Source organism: Actinosynnema sp. NPDC059797, assembly GCF_042732085.1.
Classification (GTDB): Bacteria; Actinomycetota; Actinomycetes; order Mycobacteriales; family Pseudonocardiaceae; genus Actinosynnema.
Genome location: NZ_JBHWIE010000013.1, coordinates 57,708 through 71,017 on the forward strand (window position 1 = coordinate 57,708; position 13,310 = coordinate 71,017).

At 74.4% G+C, this 13,310-nt stretch carries 16 protein-coding genes; 9 read left to right on the plus strand and 7 right to left on the minus strand.

The features are described 5' to 3' along the window. Nucleotides 1-156 precede the first annotated feature (156 nt). Nucleotides 157-900 carry an IclR family transcriptional regulator gene (locus tag ACFV4N_RS06740; protein ID WP_499671519.1) on the minus strand — a complete coding sequence of 248 codons (744 nt, stop codon included), beginning with the start codon at nucleotides 898-900 and terminating at the stop codon, nucleotides 157-159. 263 nt (nucleotides 901-1,163) lie between these two features. Between ACFV4N_RS06740 and ACFV4N_RS06745 the strand changes: the two genes are divergently transcribed. Beyond that, the gene (locus ACFV4N_RS06745) at nucleotides 1,164-1,520 is read left to right on the plus strand and encodes a F0F1 ATP synthase subunit epsilon (protein WP_499671537.1); all 357 of its coding nucleotides are present in this window, start codon (nucleotides 1,164-1,166) and stop codon (nucleotides 1,518-1,520) included. A 22-nt stretch (nucleotides 1,521-1,542) separates the two neighbouring features. Then, nucleotides 1,543-1,974 carry a DUF2550 domain-containing protein gene (locus ACFV4N_RS06750; protein ID WP_499671520.1) on the plus strand — a complete coding sequence of 144 codons (432 nt, stop codon included), beginning with the start codon at nucleotides 1,543-1,545 and terminating at the stop codon, nucleotides 1,972-1,974. A gap of 79 nt (nucleotides 1,975-2,053) precedes the next feature. On the opposite strand, the gene ACFV4N_RS06755 is transcribed toward ACFV4N_RS06750, so the two are convergent. Next, entirely contained in the window at nucleotides 2,054-2,626 is a 573-nt protein-coding gene (locus ACFV4N_RS06755) for a cob(I)yrinic acid a,c-diamide adenosyltransferase (protein WP_499671521.1), read from the minus strand. A 104-nt stretch (nucleotides 2,627-2,730) separates the two neighbouring features. Between ACFV4N_RS06755 and murA the strand changes: the two genes are divergently transcribed. Further along, nucleotides 2,731-3,990, plus strand: a complete 1,260-nt coding sequence (murA, locus tag ACFV4N_RS06760) for a UDP-N-acetylglucosamine 1-carboxyvinyltransferase (RefSeq protein WP_499671522.1) — start codon at nucleotides 2,731-2,733, stop codon at nucleotides 3,988-3,990. Between the two features lie 7 nt (nucleotides 3,991-3,997). Here the strand turns inward: murA and ACFV4N_RS06765 are convergent, their stop codons facing one another. Further along, entirely contained in the window at nucleotides 3,998-4,294 is a 297-nt protein-coding gene (locus tag ACFV4N_RS06765; RefSeq protein WP_499671523.1) for an SPOR domain-containing protein, read from the minus strand. 91 nt (nucleotides 4,295-4,385) lie between these two features. On the opposite strand from ACFV4N_RS06765, the gene ACFV4N_RS06770 reads away from it, so the two are divergent. Beyond that, nucleotides 4,386-6,377 (plus strand): protein meaA, encoded by a 1,992-nt coding sequence (locus tag ACFV4N_RS06770; RefSeq protein ID WP_499671524.1) that lies wholly within the window; start codon nucleotides 4,386-4,388, stop codon nucleotides 6,375-6,377. A gap of 15 nt (nucleotides 6,378-6,392) precedes the next feature. Here the strand turns inward: ACFV4N_RS06770 and ACFV4N_RS06775 are convergent, their stop codons facing one another. After that, the gene (locus tag ACFV4N_RS06775; RefSeq protein WP_499671525.1) at nucleotides 6,393-6,920 is read right to left on the minus strand and encodes a cysteine hydrolase family protein; all 528 of its coding nucleotides are present in this window, start codon (nucleotides 6,918-6,920) and stop codon (nucleotides 6,393-6,395) included. A gap of 72 nt (nucleotides 6,921-6,992) precedes the next feature. Here ACFV4N_RS06775 and ACFV4N_RS06780 point away from each other — a divergent pair, with 72 nt between their 5' ends. Both ACFV4N_RS06780 and ACFV4N_RS06785 read left to right on the plus strand, forming a co-directional pair. Beyond that, the gene (locus ACFV4N_RS06780; protein WP_499671526.1) at nucleotides 6,993-7,940 is read left to right on the plus strand and encodes a GlxA family transcriptional regulator; all 948 of its coding nucleotides are present in this window, start codon (nucleotides 6,993-6,995) and stop codon (nucleotides 7,938-7,940) included. A 75-nt stretch (nucleotides 7,941-8,015) separates the two neighbouring features. Continuing rightward, on the plus strand, nucleotides 8,016-8,789 hold the full coding sequence (locus ACFV4N_RS06785; RefSeq protein WP_499671527.1) for an enoyl-CoA hydratase-related protein: 774 nt from the start codon (nucleotides 8,016-8,018) through the stop codon (nucleotides 8,787-8,789). Between the two features lie 61 nt (nucleotides 8,790-8,850). Here the strand turns inward: ACFV4N_RS06785 and ACFV4N_RS06790 are convergent, their stop codons facing one another. From ACFV4N_RS06790 to ACFV4N_RS06800, 3 genes are read right to left on the minus strand one after another with little or no spacing between them, the layout of a single operon-like run. Next, nucleotides 8,851-9,375, minus strand: coding sequence for a GNAT family N-acetyltransferase (locus tag ACFV4N_RS06790; protein ID WP_499671528.1), 525 nt, complete (start codon nucleotides 9,373-9,375; stop codon nucleotides 8,851-8,853). Next, nucleotides 9,372-9,908, minus strand: coding sequence for an NUDIX domain-containing protein (locus ACFV4N_RS06795; RefSeq protein WP_499671529.1), 537 nt, complete (start codon nucleotides 9,906-9,908; stop codon nucleotides 9,372-9,374). Before ACFV4N_RS06795 ends, ACFV4N_RS06790 begins: the two co-directional genes overlap by 4 nt. Before the next feature lie 2 nt (nucleotides 9,909-9,910). Then, on the minus strand, nucleotides 9,911-11,293 hold the full coding sequence (locus ACFV4N_RS06800) for an amino acid permease (protein WP_499671530.1): 1,383 nt from the start codon (nucleotides 11,291-11,293) through the stop codon (nucleotides 9,911-9,913). 56 nt (nucleotides 11,294-11,349) lie between these two features. Between ACFV4N_RS06800 and nucS the strand changes: the two genes are divergently transcribed. The 3 genes from nucS to ACFV4N_RS06815 form a co-directional block, all read left to right on the plus strand. Beyond that, nucleotides 11,350-12,009, plus strand: a complete 660-nt coding sequence (gene nucS / locus ACFV4N_RS06805; protein WP_499671531.1) for an endonuclease NucS — start codon at nucleotides 11,350-11,352, stop codon at nucleotides 12,007-12,009. A 351-nt stretch (nucleotides 12,010-12,360) separates the two neighbouring features. Beyond that, nucleotides 12,361-12,711, plus strand: coding sequence for a hypothetical protein (locus ACFV4N_RS06810; protein ID WP_499671532.1), 351 nt, complete (start codon nucleotides 12,361-12,363; stop codon nucleotides 12,709-12,711). 149 nt (nucleotides 12,712-12,860) lie between these two features. Further along, nucleotides 12,861-13,310: sodium:solute symporter family transporter (locus ACFV4N_RS06815; protein ID WP_499671533.1), on the plus strand; the 450-nt coding region annotated here is incomplete at its 3' end.

Genomic DNA, 13,310 nt, shown 5'->3' on the forward strand with positions numbered 1-13,310 from the left:
TCCGGGCTTTTCCGGGCCGGGGACGACCCGCTGCTCCGTCGGGCACGACCCGTTGCCCCGCCGGGACGCCCAGCCGCCCCGCCGGTGGCGGCCCCGCTGCCCAGCCGGGGACGCCCCTGCCCGGTCGGGGACGCGCCCGCGGGCCCGTCCCGCCGCTCAGGACGTCCAGCCCAGCGCGCGGGAGACCGCCAGCCCGCACGCCCGCACGGCGGGCACCACGGCGTCCGTGCCCGTGCCCGTCGGCACCACGACCGACACCGACGCCACCACCTCACCGCTCGCGTCGCGCACCGGCGCCGCCACCGAGTAGGTGATCATCTCGATCTGCCGGTCGCTGATCGCGTACCCGTCGCGGCGCACCCGGGCCAGCGCCTCCCTCAGCTCGCCCGGCCGGACGATGGTCTTCGGCGTGAACCTCCTGAGCGGCCCCGCCAGCACCTCCTCCCGCACGTGCGCGGGCGCGGCGGCCAGCAGCACCAGGCCCACGCCGGTGCAGTGCAGGGGCATCCGGCTGCCCACCCGCGTCACCACGTTGACCGCGTCCCGCGCCGAGATCCGCTCGACGTAGACCACGTCCAGCCCGTCCCGCACGGCGAGCTGCACGTTGTGCCGCGTCACCTCGTACAGGTCCTCCAGGAAGGGCAGCGCCCGGTCGCGCAGGTCCAGGCTGCCCGGTGACAGCGCGCCCAGCTCCAGCAGCCGCAGGCCGACCGAGTAGCGGCCACCGGCGTCGCGGGTCAGGGCGCGCAGCTCGACGAGCGCCGCCACCAGGCGGTGGGTGGTGCTCAGCGGCAGCCCGGAGCGGCGGCTCAGCTCCGACAGCGTCATCGCCGGCCGGTCCACGGTGAACACCGCCAGCAGCGCGAACGCCCGCTCCAGCACGGACTTCGGCGTCGTCACGGCTGGAGTCTCCCACCCGGCGGGGAGCGGCCCGCCGAAGCGCCCGCGACCGGTGGGGCGATGCTCACCACAGGTGTGGCACGTCCGCGGGTCGCCCCGCGTTCGCGCTCGTCAGGGCCTCGGGCGCGGTCGCGACCACGGCCGCCGGGAGGGTGGCACCTCACGGAGAACGCACCTGAGGCCGCCTGGTGCGGCGCTCCCTCGCGGCCACCGTTTAGACTGCGCTTTGACTCCGTTGAACGAGGGAGATGCGCGTGGCCGAGATGACCGTCCAGTTGGTCGCCGTGGAACGCCGCCTGTGGTCCGGCACGGCCACCTCCGTGGTCGCGCAGACGCTCGAAGGCGAGATCGGCATCCTGCCGGGCCACGAGCCCGTGCTGGGCCAGCTCGTCGAGGGCGGCGTGGTCCGGGTGCGCACCACGGACGGCGAGGTGGTGACCGCCGCCGTCCACGGGGGGTTCCTCTCCGTGACGGGCGAGGGCGTGAGCATCCTCGCCGAGAACGCCGAGCTGTCCGACGAGATCGACGTCGAACGGGCCCGGGCGAAGGTCTCCAACGGGGACGAAGCCGAGAAGGCCCGGGCGAACGCGCGGCTGCGGGCCGCGGGGCACACGGCCTGACGCGGACGAGCGGACGAACGCCGTGGGGATCGCCGAAGTCGTCGGGGTGGTCCTGTTCGTCGCGGTGGTGGTGCTCGCGTACCTCGCGTGGCGCCGCGTCCGCGTCCTGCGCGCCGGTGGCGTGCACGTGGCGCTGAGGCCCCGGGTGGACTCCTCCGGCAGGGGCTGGCACCTCGGTGTCGGCCACTACCGCGGTGACGAGTTCGCCTGGTTCCGCGCGCTGAGCCTGCGCACGGGCCCGGACGTGGTGATCTCCCGGGACGGCTTCGAGATCGACGACCGCCGCGAGCCGACGCCCGCCGAGGCCTACGCCATGCCGGTGGGCGCGGTGGTGCTGCGGTGCAGCGGGAGCCGGGGCGAGGTGGAGATCGCCATGGGCCCGGACGCGCTGACCGGCTTCCTGTCCTGGCTGGAGTCCGCGCCCCCGGGCCGCTCGATCCCCTGGGCGTCCTGAGCGCACCGACCTGGCACCGGGTGACCCGGCGCCGGCCGACCCGCCGGGGCCGGCCGGTCGCCCGAACGGGCGACCTCCGTCAGTCGCCGCCGCCCGGCCGCCACAGCACGTCGCCGTCCGGGTTGGCCACCCGCGCCAGGATGAACAGCAGGTCCGACAGCCGGTTCAGGTACTTGGCCGCGAGCGCGTTCGTGGCCTCCGGCTCCGCCTCCAGCAGCGCCCACGTCGAGCGCTCGGCGCGCCGGGCCACGGTGCGGGCCTGGTGCAGCAGGGCGGCGCCGGGCGTGCCGCCCGAGAGGATGAACGAGTCCAGCTTGCCCAGCCGGGCGTTGAACTCGTCGCACCACGACTCCAGCCGGTCCACGTAGGGCTGGGTGACCCGCAGGGGCGGGTACTTCGGGTCCGGCGTGATCGGCGTGGACAGGTCGGCGCCCACGTCGAACAGGTCGTTCTGGACCCGCCGCACCACCTCGGTGACGTCCGGCGCCAGCCGACCCAGGGCCAGCGCGACGCCCAGGACGGCCCCGGTCTCGTCGACGTCCGCGTACGCGGCGATGCGCGGCGACGTCTTGGGCACCCGGGAGAAGTCCCCGAGGCCGGTGGTCCCGTCGTCGCCGACGCGGGTGTAGATCTTCGTCAGGTGCACGGCCATGGCCGCACTCTAGCCAGGCGCGCGTCCGGCGAACCCGCCACCGCGAACGGGCACGATCAAGTACCTCCGTAGGATTGCGGCACGACGAGCGAGGAGTTCCTTACGTGAGCGAGCACTTCCGGGTCCAGGGCGGTGCGCGCCTGGTCGGCGAGGTCGACGTCGTGGGCGCCAAGAACAGCGTGCTGAAGCTGATGGCGGCGGCGCTGCTGGCGGAGGGCACCACCACGATCACCAACTGCCCGGAGATCCTGGACGTCCCGCTGATGGCGGACGTCCTGCGCAGCCTCGGCTGCGAGGTCACCCTGTCCGGCGACGTGGCCACCATCACCACGCCGGCGCAGCTCAACCACCGCGCGGACTCCGAGGCGATGGGCAAGCTGCGCGCGTCGGTCTGCGTGCTGGGCCCGCTGGTGGGCCGCTGCCGGCGGGCGGTGGTGGCGCTGCCGGGCGGCGACGCGATCGGCTCGCGCCCGCTGGACATGCACCAGAACGGGCTGCGCAAGCTCGGCGCCCACAGCGAGATCGAGCACGGCTGCGTGGTGGCCGAGGCCGAGGGCCTGCACGGCGCGCAGATCTGGCTCGACTTCCCCAGCGTCGGCGCCACCGAGAACATCCTGATGGCGGCGGTGCTGGCCAACGGCACCACGGTCATCGACAACGCCGCCCGCGAGCCGGAGATCGTGGACATCTGCGTGATGCTCCAGCAGATGGGCGCCAGGATCGAGGGCGCGGGCACGTCCACGCTCACCGTGCACGGGGTGGAGTCGCTCCGGCCGACCGAGCACCGCGTGATCGGCGACCGCATCGTCGGCGCGACCTGGGCGTTCGCCGCCGCCATGACCCGCGGCGACATCACCGTGCGCGGCGTGGACCCGCACCACCTCGACCTGGTGCTGGAGAAGCTGCGCACGGCGGGCGCGGAGGTCACCCTGGAGGGCGACCAGGCGTTCCGCGTGGTCCAGCACGAGCGGCCCCGGTCGGTGGACTTCGTGACGCTGCCCTACCCGGGGTTCGCCACCGACCTCCAGCCGTTCGCCATCGCGCTGTCCAGCGTGTCCGAGGGCACGTCGATGATCACCGAGAACCTGTTCGAGGCGCGGTTCCGGTTCATCGAGGAGATGGTGCGGCTGGGCGCGGACGCCCGCACCGACGGCCACCACGCGGTGGTCCGGGGCGTGGAGCGGCTGTCCAGCGCGCCCGTGTGGGCCTCGGACATCCGCGCGGGCGCGGGCCTGGTGCTCGCGGGGCTGTGCGCGGACGGCGCGACCGAGGTCTACGAGATCTTCCACATCGAGCGCGGCTACCCCGGTTTCGTGGAGAACCTGCGCAAGCTCGGCGCGACCGTGGAGCGGGTCGGCGCCTGACCCCCGGTCACCTCAGCAGCAGCTTCGCGTCCGGCGCGTCGGCGGGGAACACCAGCAGCAGGTGGGCCCCGTCGCGCCGGACCACGGTCGCCCTGATCCCGGCCCGGCGCAGGCGCGCGGCCAGCACGTCCGCCGCCTCGGCCGTGGGCGTCGCGGCGACCTGGACCAGCAGCCCGAAGTCGCGGCCCGTGTGGTCGGGCACCCCGCGGCGGTCGTTCCCGAACGCCCAGTAGAGCACCAGGGCCAGCAGCCCCAGCACGAACAGGGGCAGCAGGGTCAGCGTGAGCGCGGTCACGCCGCCCATGCTCCTCCGACTTCGATTCAGTGAGCAACGGCACGCCGCGTGTGAGTTACTCGTCAGTACGCTACGGGCAACGACGACGCAGGAGGTTGCCGTGCCGTACCCGGCAGACCGAGAACGCGACCGCCCCTGGGTGATGCGGACCTACGCGGGTCACTCCAGCGCCGCCGCCTCCAACGCGCTGTACCGCCGCAACCTGGCCAAGGGGCAGACCGGCCTGTCGGTGGCCTTCGACCTGCCCACCCAGACCGGCTACGACCCGGACGACGAGCTGGCGCGCGGCGAGGTCGGCAAGGTCGGCGTGCCGATCAGCCACATCGGCGACATGCGGCAGCTGTTCGACGGGATCCCGCTGAGCGGCGCGAACACCTCGATGACCATCAACGCGACCGCCATGTGGCTGCTCGCGCTGTACGTGAGCGTGGCCGACGAGCAGGGCGCGGACCGCGCGACCCTCGCGGGCACCACGCAGAACGACATCATCAAGGAGTACCTGTCCCGCGGCACCTACGTGTTCCCGCCGGGGCCGAGCCTGCGCCTGATCACCGACGTGGTCGCGTGGACCGTGGCGAACGTGCCGAAGTGGAACCCGATCAACATCTGCTCGTACCACCTGCAGGAGGCGGGCGCGACGCCCGTGCAGGAGATCGCCTACTCCCTGTCCACCGCGATCGCGGTGCTGGACTCGGTGTTCGACTCCGGCCAGGTGCCCGAGGAGCGGCGGGGCGACGTGGTCGCGCGCATCTCGTTCTTCGTCAACGCCGGCGTGCGGTTCGTCGAGGAGATGTGCAAGATGCGGGCGTTCGTCCGGCTGTGGGACGAGATCACCCGCGACCGGTACGGCATCCGGGACCCGAAGCACCGCCGCTTCCGCTACGGCGTGCAGGTCAACTCGCTGGGCCTGACCGAGGCGCAGCCGGAGAACAACGTGCAGCGGATCGTGCTGGAGATGCTGGCCGTGACGCTGTCGCGCGACGCCCGCGCCCGCGCCATCCAGCTCCCCGCGTGGAACGAGGCCCTGGGCCTGCCCCGGCCGTGGGACCAGCAGTGGGCGCTGCGGATGCAGCAGGTGCTGGCCTACGAGACGGACCTGCTGGAGTACCAGGACCTGTTCGCGGGCTCGCACGTGGTCGAGGCGAAGGTGGACGAGCTGGTCGAGGGCGCGCGGGCCGAGATCGACCGCGTGCAGGCGATGGGCGGCGCGGTCGCGGCGGTCGAGTCCGGGTACATGAAGTCCGCGCTGGTGTCCTCGCTGGCCGAGCGGCGGCGCCGGGTCGAGTCCGGCGAGGACGTCGTGGTGGGCGTGAACCGGTTCGCCACCACGGAGCCGTCGCCGTTGCAGGCCGAGGGCGCGAACGCGATCGAGCAGATCGACCCGGCCGTGGAGGCGCACGCCGTCGAGGCGGTGCGCGCGTGGCGGGCCGGGCGGGACGACGCGCTGGTCCGGTCCACCCTGGACGAGCTGCGGGCGGCGGCGGGGACCGACCGGAACCTGGTGGAGGCCACGCTGGCGTGCGCGCGGGCGGGCGTGACCACCGGCGAGTGGGCGTCCGCGCTGCGCGAGGCGTTCGGCGAGTACCGGGCGCCCACGGGCGTGTCCGCCGCCTCGGCCTCCGGTGAGGCGGGCGTGGAGGTCCGGCGGGTGCGCGACCGGGTCCGGGCCACCGGCGAGGAGCTGGGCGAGCGCCTGCGCGTCCTCGTCGGCAAGCCCGGCCTGGACGGTCACTCCAACGGCGCCGAGCAGGTCGCCGTGCGCGCCCGCGACGTCGGCTTCGAGGTGGTCTACCAGGGCATCCGCCTGACCCCGGCCCAGATCGTGGCGGCGGCCGTGCAGGAGGACGTGCACGTGGTGGGCCTGTCCATCCTGTCCGGTTCGCACCTGGAGGTCGTGCCCGCCGTGGTCGACGGCCTGCGGGAGGCGGGCGCGGGCGACGTGCCCGTGGTGGTCGGCGGGATCGTGCCGCCCGACGACGCCGCGAAGCTGCGGGAGCGCGGGGTGGCGCGGGTGTTCACGCCCAAGGACTACGAGCTGACGCAGATCATGGACGAGATCGTGTCGGTGGTGCGCGAGGCCCGGGGCCTGTAGGCCGCGCCGCCCGGATCACGCCGTCCGGATCACGTCGTCGGTCGAGACGATCTCGGCGAACCCGCCGCCGCTCAGGTTGGCGGCGGTGGCCCGGGAGAGCTGGTCGGCGGTCAGGCCGCCCAGGTCGAAGGTGAACGTGGCGTCCAGGACGACCGACACGCGGTAGCCGAGGTTGCCGCCCACGCGGGCGGTGGTCTCCACGCACATGTTGGTCTGGATGCCCGCCAGCACCAGGTCGGTGATGCCGCGCCCGCGCAGCCACGCGTCCAGGTCGACCTCGCCGTGGAACGCGGAGTTCACCCGCTTGGCGAAGACGAGGTCGGGGCGCGCGGCGTCCAGCTCGGGCTTGAACCGGTTGCCGTCCTGGCCCGGCCGCAGCGGCGAGCCGGGCTGGGTGGAGTCGTGCCGCACCAGGACCAGCGGGCCGGTCCAGGCGGCGAGGAGGCGGGCGGTGTTGGCCTCCGCGCCGGGGTTGTCGCGCGCGCCCCAGGACGGGTCGTCGAAGCCGCGCTGCACGTCGATCAGGATCAGGGCCTTGGTCATGGGCACCAGCCTGCGGTGCCGCGGGCCGCCGGGGGGAGTGGCAGATCCGGCGCGATGGGGTACTTTCCTGCCATGCGCGTGGTCGGTGTCCTGCTGCTGCCCGGGACCCGCGCGTTCGACGTGTCGGTGGCCGCCGAGGTGTGGGGCGTCGACCGGGCGGACGCGGGCGTGGGGCCGTTCGAGCTGAGGCTGTGCGCGCCGGGGCGGGCGCGGACCCCTGTGCACCCGGTCGGCGAGGTCGCCGCGACGCACGGGCTGGCCGGCTTCGAGGGGTGCGACCTGGTCGTGGTGCCCGGTCGGGTGGACCCGCGCGCGCCGGTGCCGGAACCGGTCGTGCGGGCGCTGCGGGCCTTCGGCGGCACGGTGGCCGCGCTGTGCTCGGGCGCGTTCACCCTGGCGGCGGCCGGGATGCTCGACGGGCGCGCGGCGACCACCCACTGGCGGCTGCTGGACGAGCTGGAGGAGGCCGCGCCGGGCGCCCGCGTGCTGCGGGACGTGCTGTACGCGGAGGACGGCGTGCTGACGTCGGCCGGCGTGGTGGGCGGGCTCGACCTGTGCCTGCACCTGGTGCGGCGCGCGCACGGCGCGTCGGTCGCGGCGGCCCTCGCCCGGCGCCTGGTGATGCCGCCGAGCCGCGAGGGCGGGCAGCGCCAGTACGTCGACCCGCCGCTGCCCAGCCGCCCCGAGCGGGCCGGGCTGGCGTCCACCGTGGACTGGGCGGTGGCGCGCCTGGGCACGTCGCTGGGCGTCGCGGACCTCGCCGGCCACGCGGGCATGAGCGAGCGCACCTTCCACCGCGCGTTCCTGGCGGCGACCGGGAGCACGCCCGGCCGGTGGCTGCTGGCGCAGCGCGTGCTGCTGGCCAGGAGGCTGCTGGAGACCACCGACCTGCCGGTGCACCGGGTGGCCGAGCGGGCGGGCCTCGGCACGGCGGCCAACCTGCGGCGCCGGTTGCGGGCGGACCTGGGCGTGGGGCCCGACGCGTACCGCCGCGCGTTCCGGGTGCCCGCTGCGTCCTGACCGCCGCGTCCTGACCGCCGCCCCTCGGCCGCGCGGCCGGTTTCCCGCCCCCGGCCGCGGGGTTACCTTCGCCTCATGGCCGAGCACCAGCACATCCGCGTCGAGCGCACCGACGACGTCGTGCGCATCACCATGGACCGCGCCGCGCGGCGCAACTCGCTGTCCGGCGAGCACCTGGCCGAGCTGCTGATCGCGTTCCGGGAGGTCGCCGCCTCGGACGCGGTGGGGGTGGTGCTGGCGGGCGAGGGGCCGGTGTTCTGCGCCGGGCACGACTTCGCCGACGTGGCGGCGCGCGACCTGGAGGGCGTGCGCGAGCTGCTGACGCTGTGCACGGACCTGATGCGCACGATCGAGTCCGTGCCGCAGGTGGTGATCGCCCGCGTGCACGGCCTGGCCACCGCGGCGGGCTGCCAGCTCGTCGCCTCGTGCGACCTGGCGGTGGCGGCGGAGGAGGCGGGGTTCGCGCTGCCCGGCGGCAAGGGCGGCTGGTTCTGCCACACGCCGGCCGTCCCGGTGGCCCGGTCGATCGGCCGCAAGCGGCTGATGGAGCTGGCGCTGACCGGTGACCCGGTGGACGCGCGGACCGCCGAGGAGTGGGGCCTGGTGAACCGCGTGGTGCCGGCCGCCGAGCTGGACGACGCCGTGGCCGACCTGATGCGCCGGGCCACGCGCGGCAGCCGGGCGGCCAAGGCGCTCGGCAAGCAGACCATCTACGCCCAACTCGACCGGCCCGAGGCCGACGCGTACGCGATCGCGCTGGAGGTGATGGCAGCGGCGTCGCAGACCGACGCGGCGAAGGAGGGCATGGCCGCGTTCCTGGAGAAGCGCCCGGCGGTGTGGACGGACTAGGAGCGGGCCTGGTCGGCCGGGGCGGGCGGCTCGGAAGCCGCCCGCCGCGAGCACCCGCGCGTCAGGCGTCGACCCGCTTGTGGAACAGCGTCGTCGGCCGCAGGACGCCGTCCGGGTCGGCGGCGTAGTCCGGGATCACGCCGACCTCCGCCCAGCCCGCCCGCCGGTACAGGCGCTCGGCCGCCGAACCGCTCTCCGTGTCCAGCACCAGCAGCGTCGCGCCCCGGCCCGCCGCGCCCCGCTCGGCCACCCCCAGCAGCTCCCGGCCCAGGCCCGCGCCCCGCGCGTCGCGGTGCACCAGCAGCTTCGCCACCTCGGCGCGGTGGACGCCGTTCGGCGTGGAGGTGAACCGCACCTGCACCGTGCCGACCACCCCGCCCTCGACCCGCGCCACCCACACCGCGAGCACGCCGTTGGCCACCGGGGCGGCCTGGGAGCGCCACCACTTCAGCGCCGCCACGCGCGTCAGCGGCTTGACGAAGCCCACGGACGCGCCGCCCGTCACCGCGTCCTCCAGCAGGTCCGCCAGCGCCTCCGCGTGGGCCAGCAGCCCGGCCGCGGTCAGCTCCTCGACCTCGGCCCTCACGGCTGCGCGTGCTCGTGCAGCAGGAGCAGGGTGTAGGCGGCGATCGACTGGGCGTCGGTGATCTCGCCGCGGGCGATCATCGCCTCGAACTCCGCGCGCGGGAACCACGCGGAGCGCATGTCCTGCTCCTCGTGCTCCCGCTCGTGGAAGCCCTCGGTCAGCTCGGTGGCCAGGAACACCCGGCCGCGCTGGCTCGACATGCCCGGCGCGACGTCCAGCAGGCCCAGTTCGACCAGCTTCCCGGCGCGCAGCCCGGTCTCCTCGCGCAACTCGCGCTCGGCGAGCGCAAGCGGGTCCGTGTCGGCCCGCTCCGGCGCGGTGCCCTGCGGGAACTCCCACCGCCTCATGCCCAGCGGGTAGCGGTACTGCTCGACCAGCCGCAGCCGTTCCCCGTCCATGGGGATCACCAGCGCGTAATGCGGCTTGTCCACCACGCCGTAGATGCCGGTGGTCCCGTCCGCGCGCCCGATGGAGTCCTCCCGGACCACCATCCACGGGTTCGCGTACACCTCGCGCGTTCCGAGGGTCTCCACGATCACTCTCCCTGTGCCAACTTCGACCGGTGCCGACCGTAGGCGAAGTACACCACCAGGCCCGCGGCCGACCACACGCCGAAGGCCAACCAGGTCGCGGACGACAGGCCCGCCACCAGCAGCGCGCACATGCCCAGGCCCAGCAGCGGCACCACCGGCACCCAGGGGGCGCGGAAGGACCGAGGCAGGTCGGGCCGGGTGCGCCGCAGCACCACCACCCCGATGTTCACCAGGCCGAACGCCACCAGCGTGCCGATGCTCGTCGCCTCCGCCAGCTGCCCGAGCGGCACCAGCGCGGCCAGCACCGCCACCACCGAGCCGACCACCAGCGTGTTGGCCGTCGGCACGCGCCGCGCGCCCACCCGCGCGAACACCGCGGGCACCAGGCCGTCGCGGGACATGGCGACCAGCACGCGCGTCTGTCCGTAGAGGACGGTCAGCACCACCGACGCGATCGCCACCACCGCGCCCGCCGCCAGCACGGTCGCGGGCCAGCCGGACCCGGTGACCTGCTGGAGCACCGCGGCCAGCGAGGCGTCCGAGCCGGCGAGCACGTCCACCCCGACCGCGCCGACGGCGGTCAGCGCCACCAGCACGTACACGACGGTGACCAGGGCCAGCGAGATGACGATGGCGCGCGGCAGGTCCCGCTGCGGGTTCCGCGCCTCCTCGCCCGCGGTGGAGGCGGCGTCGAAGCCGATGAAGGAGAAGAACACCAGCGACGCGGCGCCCGTGATGCCCGCCAGCCCGGCGGGCGCGAACGGGGTCAGGTTCTCGGCGCGGAACCCGAACACCGCGACCACCACGAAGAACACCAGCACCGCCACCTTGAGCGCGGTGGTGACCGTGGTGACCACGCCGCTCTCCCGCACCCCGCCCAGCAGCACGGCCGTGGCCAGCAGCACGACCACCGCCGCGGGCAGGTCCACCACGCCGCCGGTCAGCGCCTCGGGCAGCCGGACGCCGAGCGTCGCGTCCAGGAACGCGTCGAGGTACCCGCTCCACCCCACCGCGACCGCGGCCACCGACACGCCGTACTCCAGCAGCAGGCACCACCCGCACACCCACGCGACCAGCTCGCCCAGCGTGGCGTAGGTGTAGGAGTAGGCGGACCCGGACACCGGCACCGCGCCCGCCAGCTCGGCGTAGGACAGCGCGGAGAACAGCGCGGCCAGCGCCGCCACCGCGAACGACACCGCGACCGCGGGCCCGGCCTCCGGCGCGGCCTGCCCGAGCACGACGAAGATGCCGGTGCCCAGCGTGGCGCCGACGCTCAGCGAGATCAGCGACACCAGTCCGAGGCCCCGGCGCAGCGGTGTGCGCGCGCCCTCCTCGGCCATCCGGTCGACGGGCTTGGTGCGCAGGAGCCGGTGCGGTGGGGACACGTCGCCCGACGGTACCTGGCTGTGGTCGGGCACCCGCACCCCGTAGCCTGTCGGCCGTGCGCCTCGTCATCGCTCGCTGCCAGGTCGACTACGTCGGACGCCTCACCGCCCACCTGCCCATGGCGCAGAGGCTGCTGCTGATCAAGGCGGACGGCTCGGTGTCCATCCACTCCGACGACCGCGCGTACAAGCCGCTGAACTGGATGAGCCCGCCGTGCTGGCTCATCGAGGACCCGGACCTGTGGGTGGTCCAGAACAAGGCGGGGGAGAAGCTGATCATCACCCTGGCCGAGGTGCTGCACGACTCCAAGCACGAGCTGGGCCCCGAGCCGGGCCTGGTCAAGGACGGCGTCGAGGCCGACCTCCAGAAGCTGCTGGCGGAGCACGTGACGACCCTCGGCGAGGGCTGGACCCTGGTCCGCCGCGAGTTCCCGACCCCGATCGGCCCGGTCGACCTGATGTGCCGCGACGCGTCCGGCGGGTCGGTGGCGGTGGAGATCAAGCGGCGCGGCGAGATCGACGGGGTGGAGCAGCTGACCAGGTACCTGGAGCTGCTGAACCGGGACCCGCTGCTGGCGCCGGTGAAGGGCGTGTTCGCGGCGCAGCAGATCAAGCCGCAGGCGCGGACGTTGGCGGAGGACCGGGGGATCCGGTGCGTGGTCTTGGACTACGACGCGCTGCGCGGCATCGAGCCCGACGAGTTCCGGCTGTTCTGAGCCGCTGCCGCCCCGGGCCGGCGGTCCACGCCGTTCCCCGCGCGGTGAACGGGGCGCGGTGAACGGGGCGGGGTGGACGGGGCGGGGTGGCGGGACCGCTCGGCCGTGCGGTCGCGACCCGAGAAATGCGGTTCCCCGGCGGCGTTTCCGAGTAGTGCGGCCCAGCCGCCGTGCCCCCATTCGGCCCCGTGGCAACGGCCGCGCGGCGATATACGCTGACCTCCCCTTTTCGCTGGGCAGGGAGGCGTTGTGCGCAGGCGAAGACCCCGTTCGGCCGCACCGCTGCCGGTCGCCCTCGCGGTGGCCGCCCTCGCGCTCGCAGGCTGCGCCGAGGCGCCCAGGGTCCCCCCGATGCCCACCCCCGCCGCCCTGCCGGTGCCCACCGCCGTGCCCCTCCCGGCCGGCGTCAGCTCCACCGCGGTCACCCCGCCCACCGCCCACCTGGCGGCCCAGCCCCTCGCCGGTCCGGTCGGCGGCGAGGTGCGGCTCAGCGGCGAGGGCTACCCCGCCCACGGGCGGGTGGTCTTCACCTTCCACGGCGAACGGGTCGGCGACACCACGGCCGACGGCGTCGGGCGGTTCTCCGGGGTCCCGGTCCGGGTGCCCGACGCGTTCCGCGACGCCGAGCCCGGTGACCGGATCGCCCTCGGCGCCACCTCCGGCCCCTTCCACGCCGAGGTCCTGTTCGTCCTCACCCGGTAGTGCGCATCTCCGCACGTATCCCCACCTGAGGTTTAGCCCGGGGTAGTTCAAACCGGCGAAGCGCGCCGCCGTGCACTACCGTCACCTTGATCGGTGTGGAGTAGTGTTCGTTGGTGTTTGAGGGTGTTGGATCGGGGAGGTGGGCGAGGGTGCCCGTACTGGCACAGGCGGACCTCCGGCTGGACGCCGGGCCGCTGGACTACACCCTGTTGGCGATCTACTTCGTGTTCGTGCTCGGCATCGGGTTCCTGGCCCGCCGCTCGGTGTCGTCGAGCCTGGACTTCCTGCTCTCCGGCCGGTCGCTGCCCGCGTGGGTGACCGGCCTGGCGTTCATCTCCGCCAACCTCGGCGCGATCGAGCTGCTGGGCATGGCCGCCAACGGCGCCCAGTACGGCATGGCGACCATGCACTACTACTGGATCGGCGCGATCCCGGCCATGGTCTTCCTCGGCCTGGTGATGATGCCGTTCTACTACGGCTCGAAGGTCCGCAGCGTCCCCGAGTTCCTGCGCCGCCGCTTCGGCAAGGGCGCCCACCTGGTCAACGCGATCAGCTTCGCCGCCGCCCAGGTGCTGATCGCGGGCGTCAACCTCTACGCC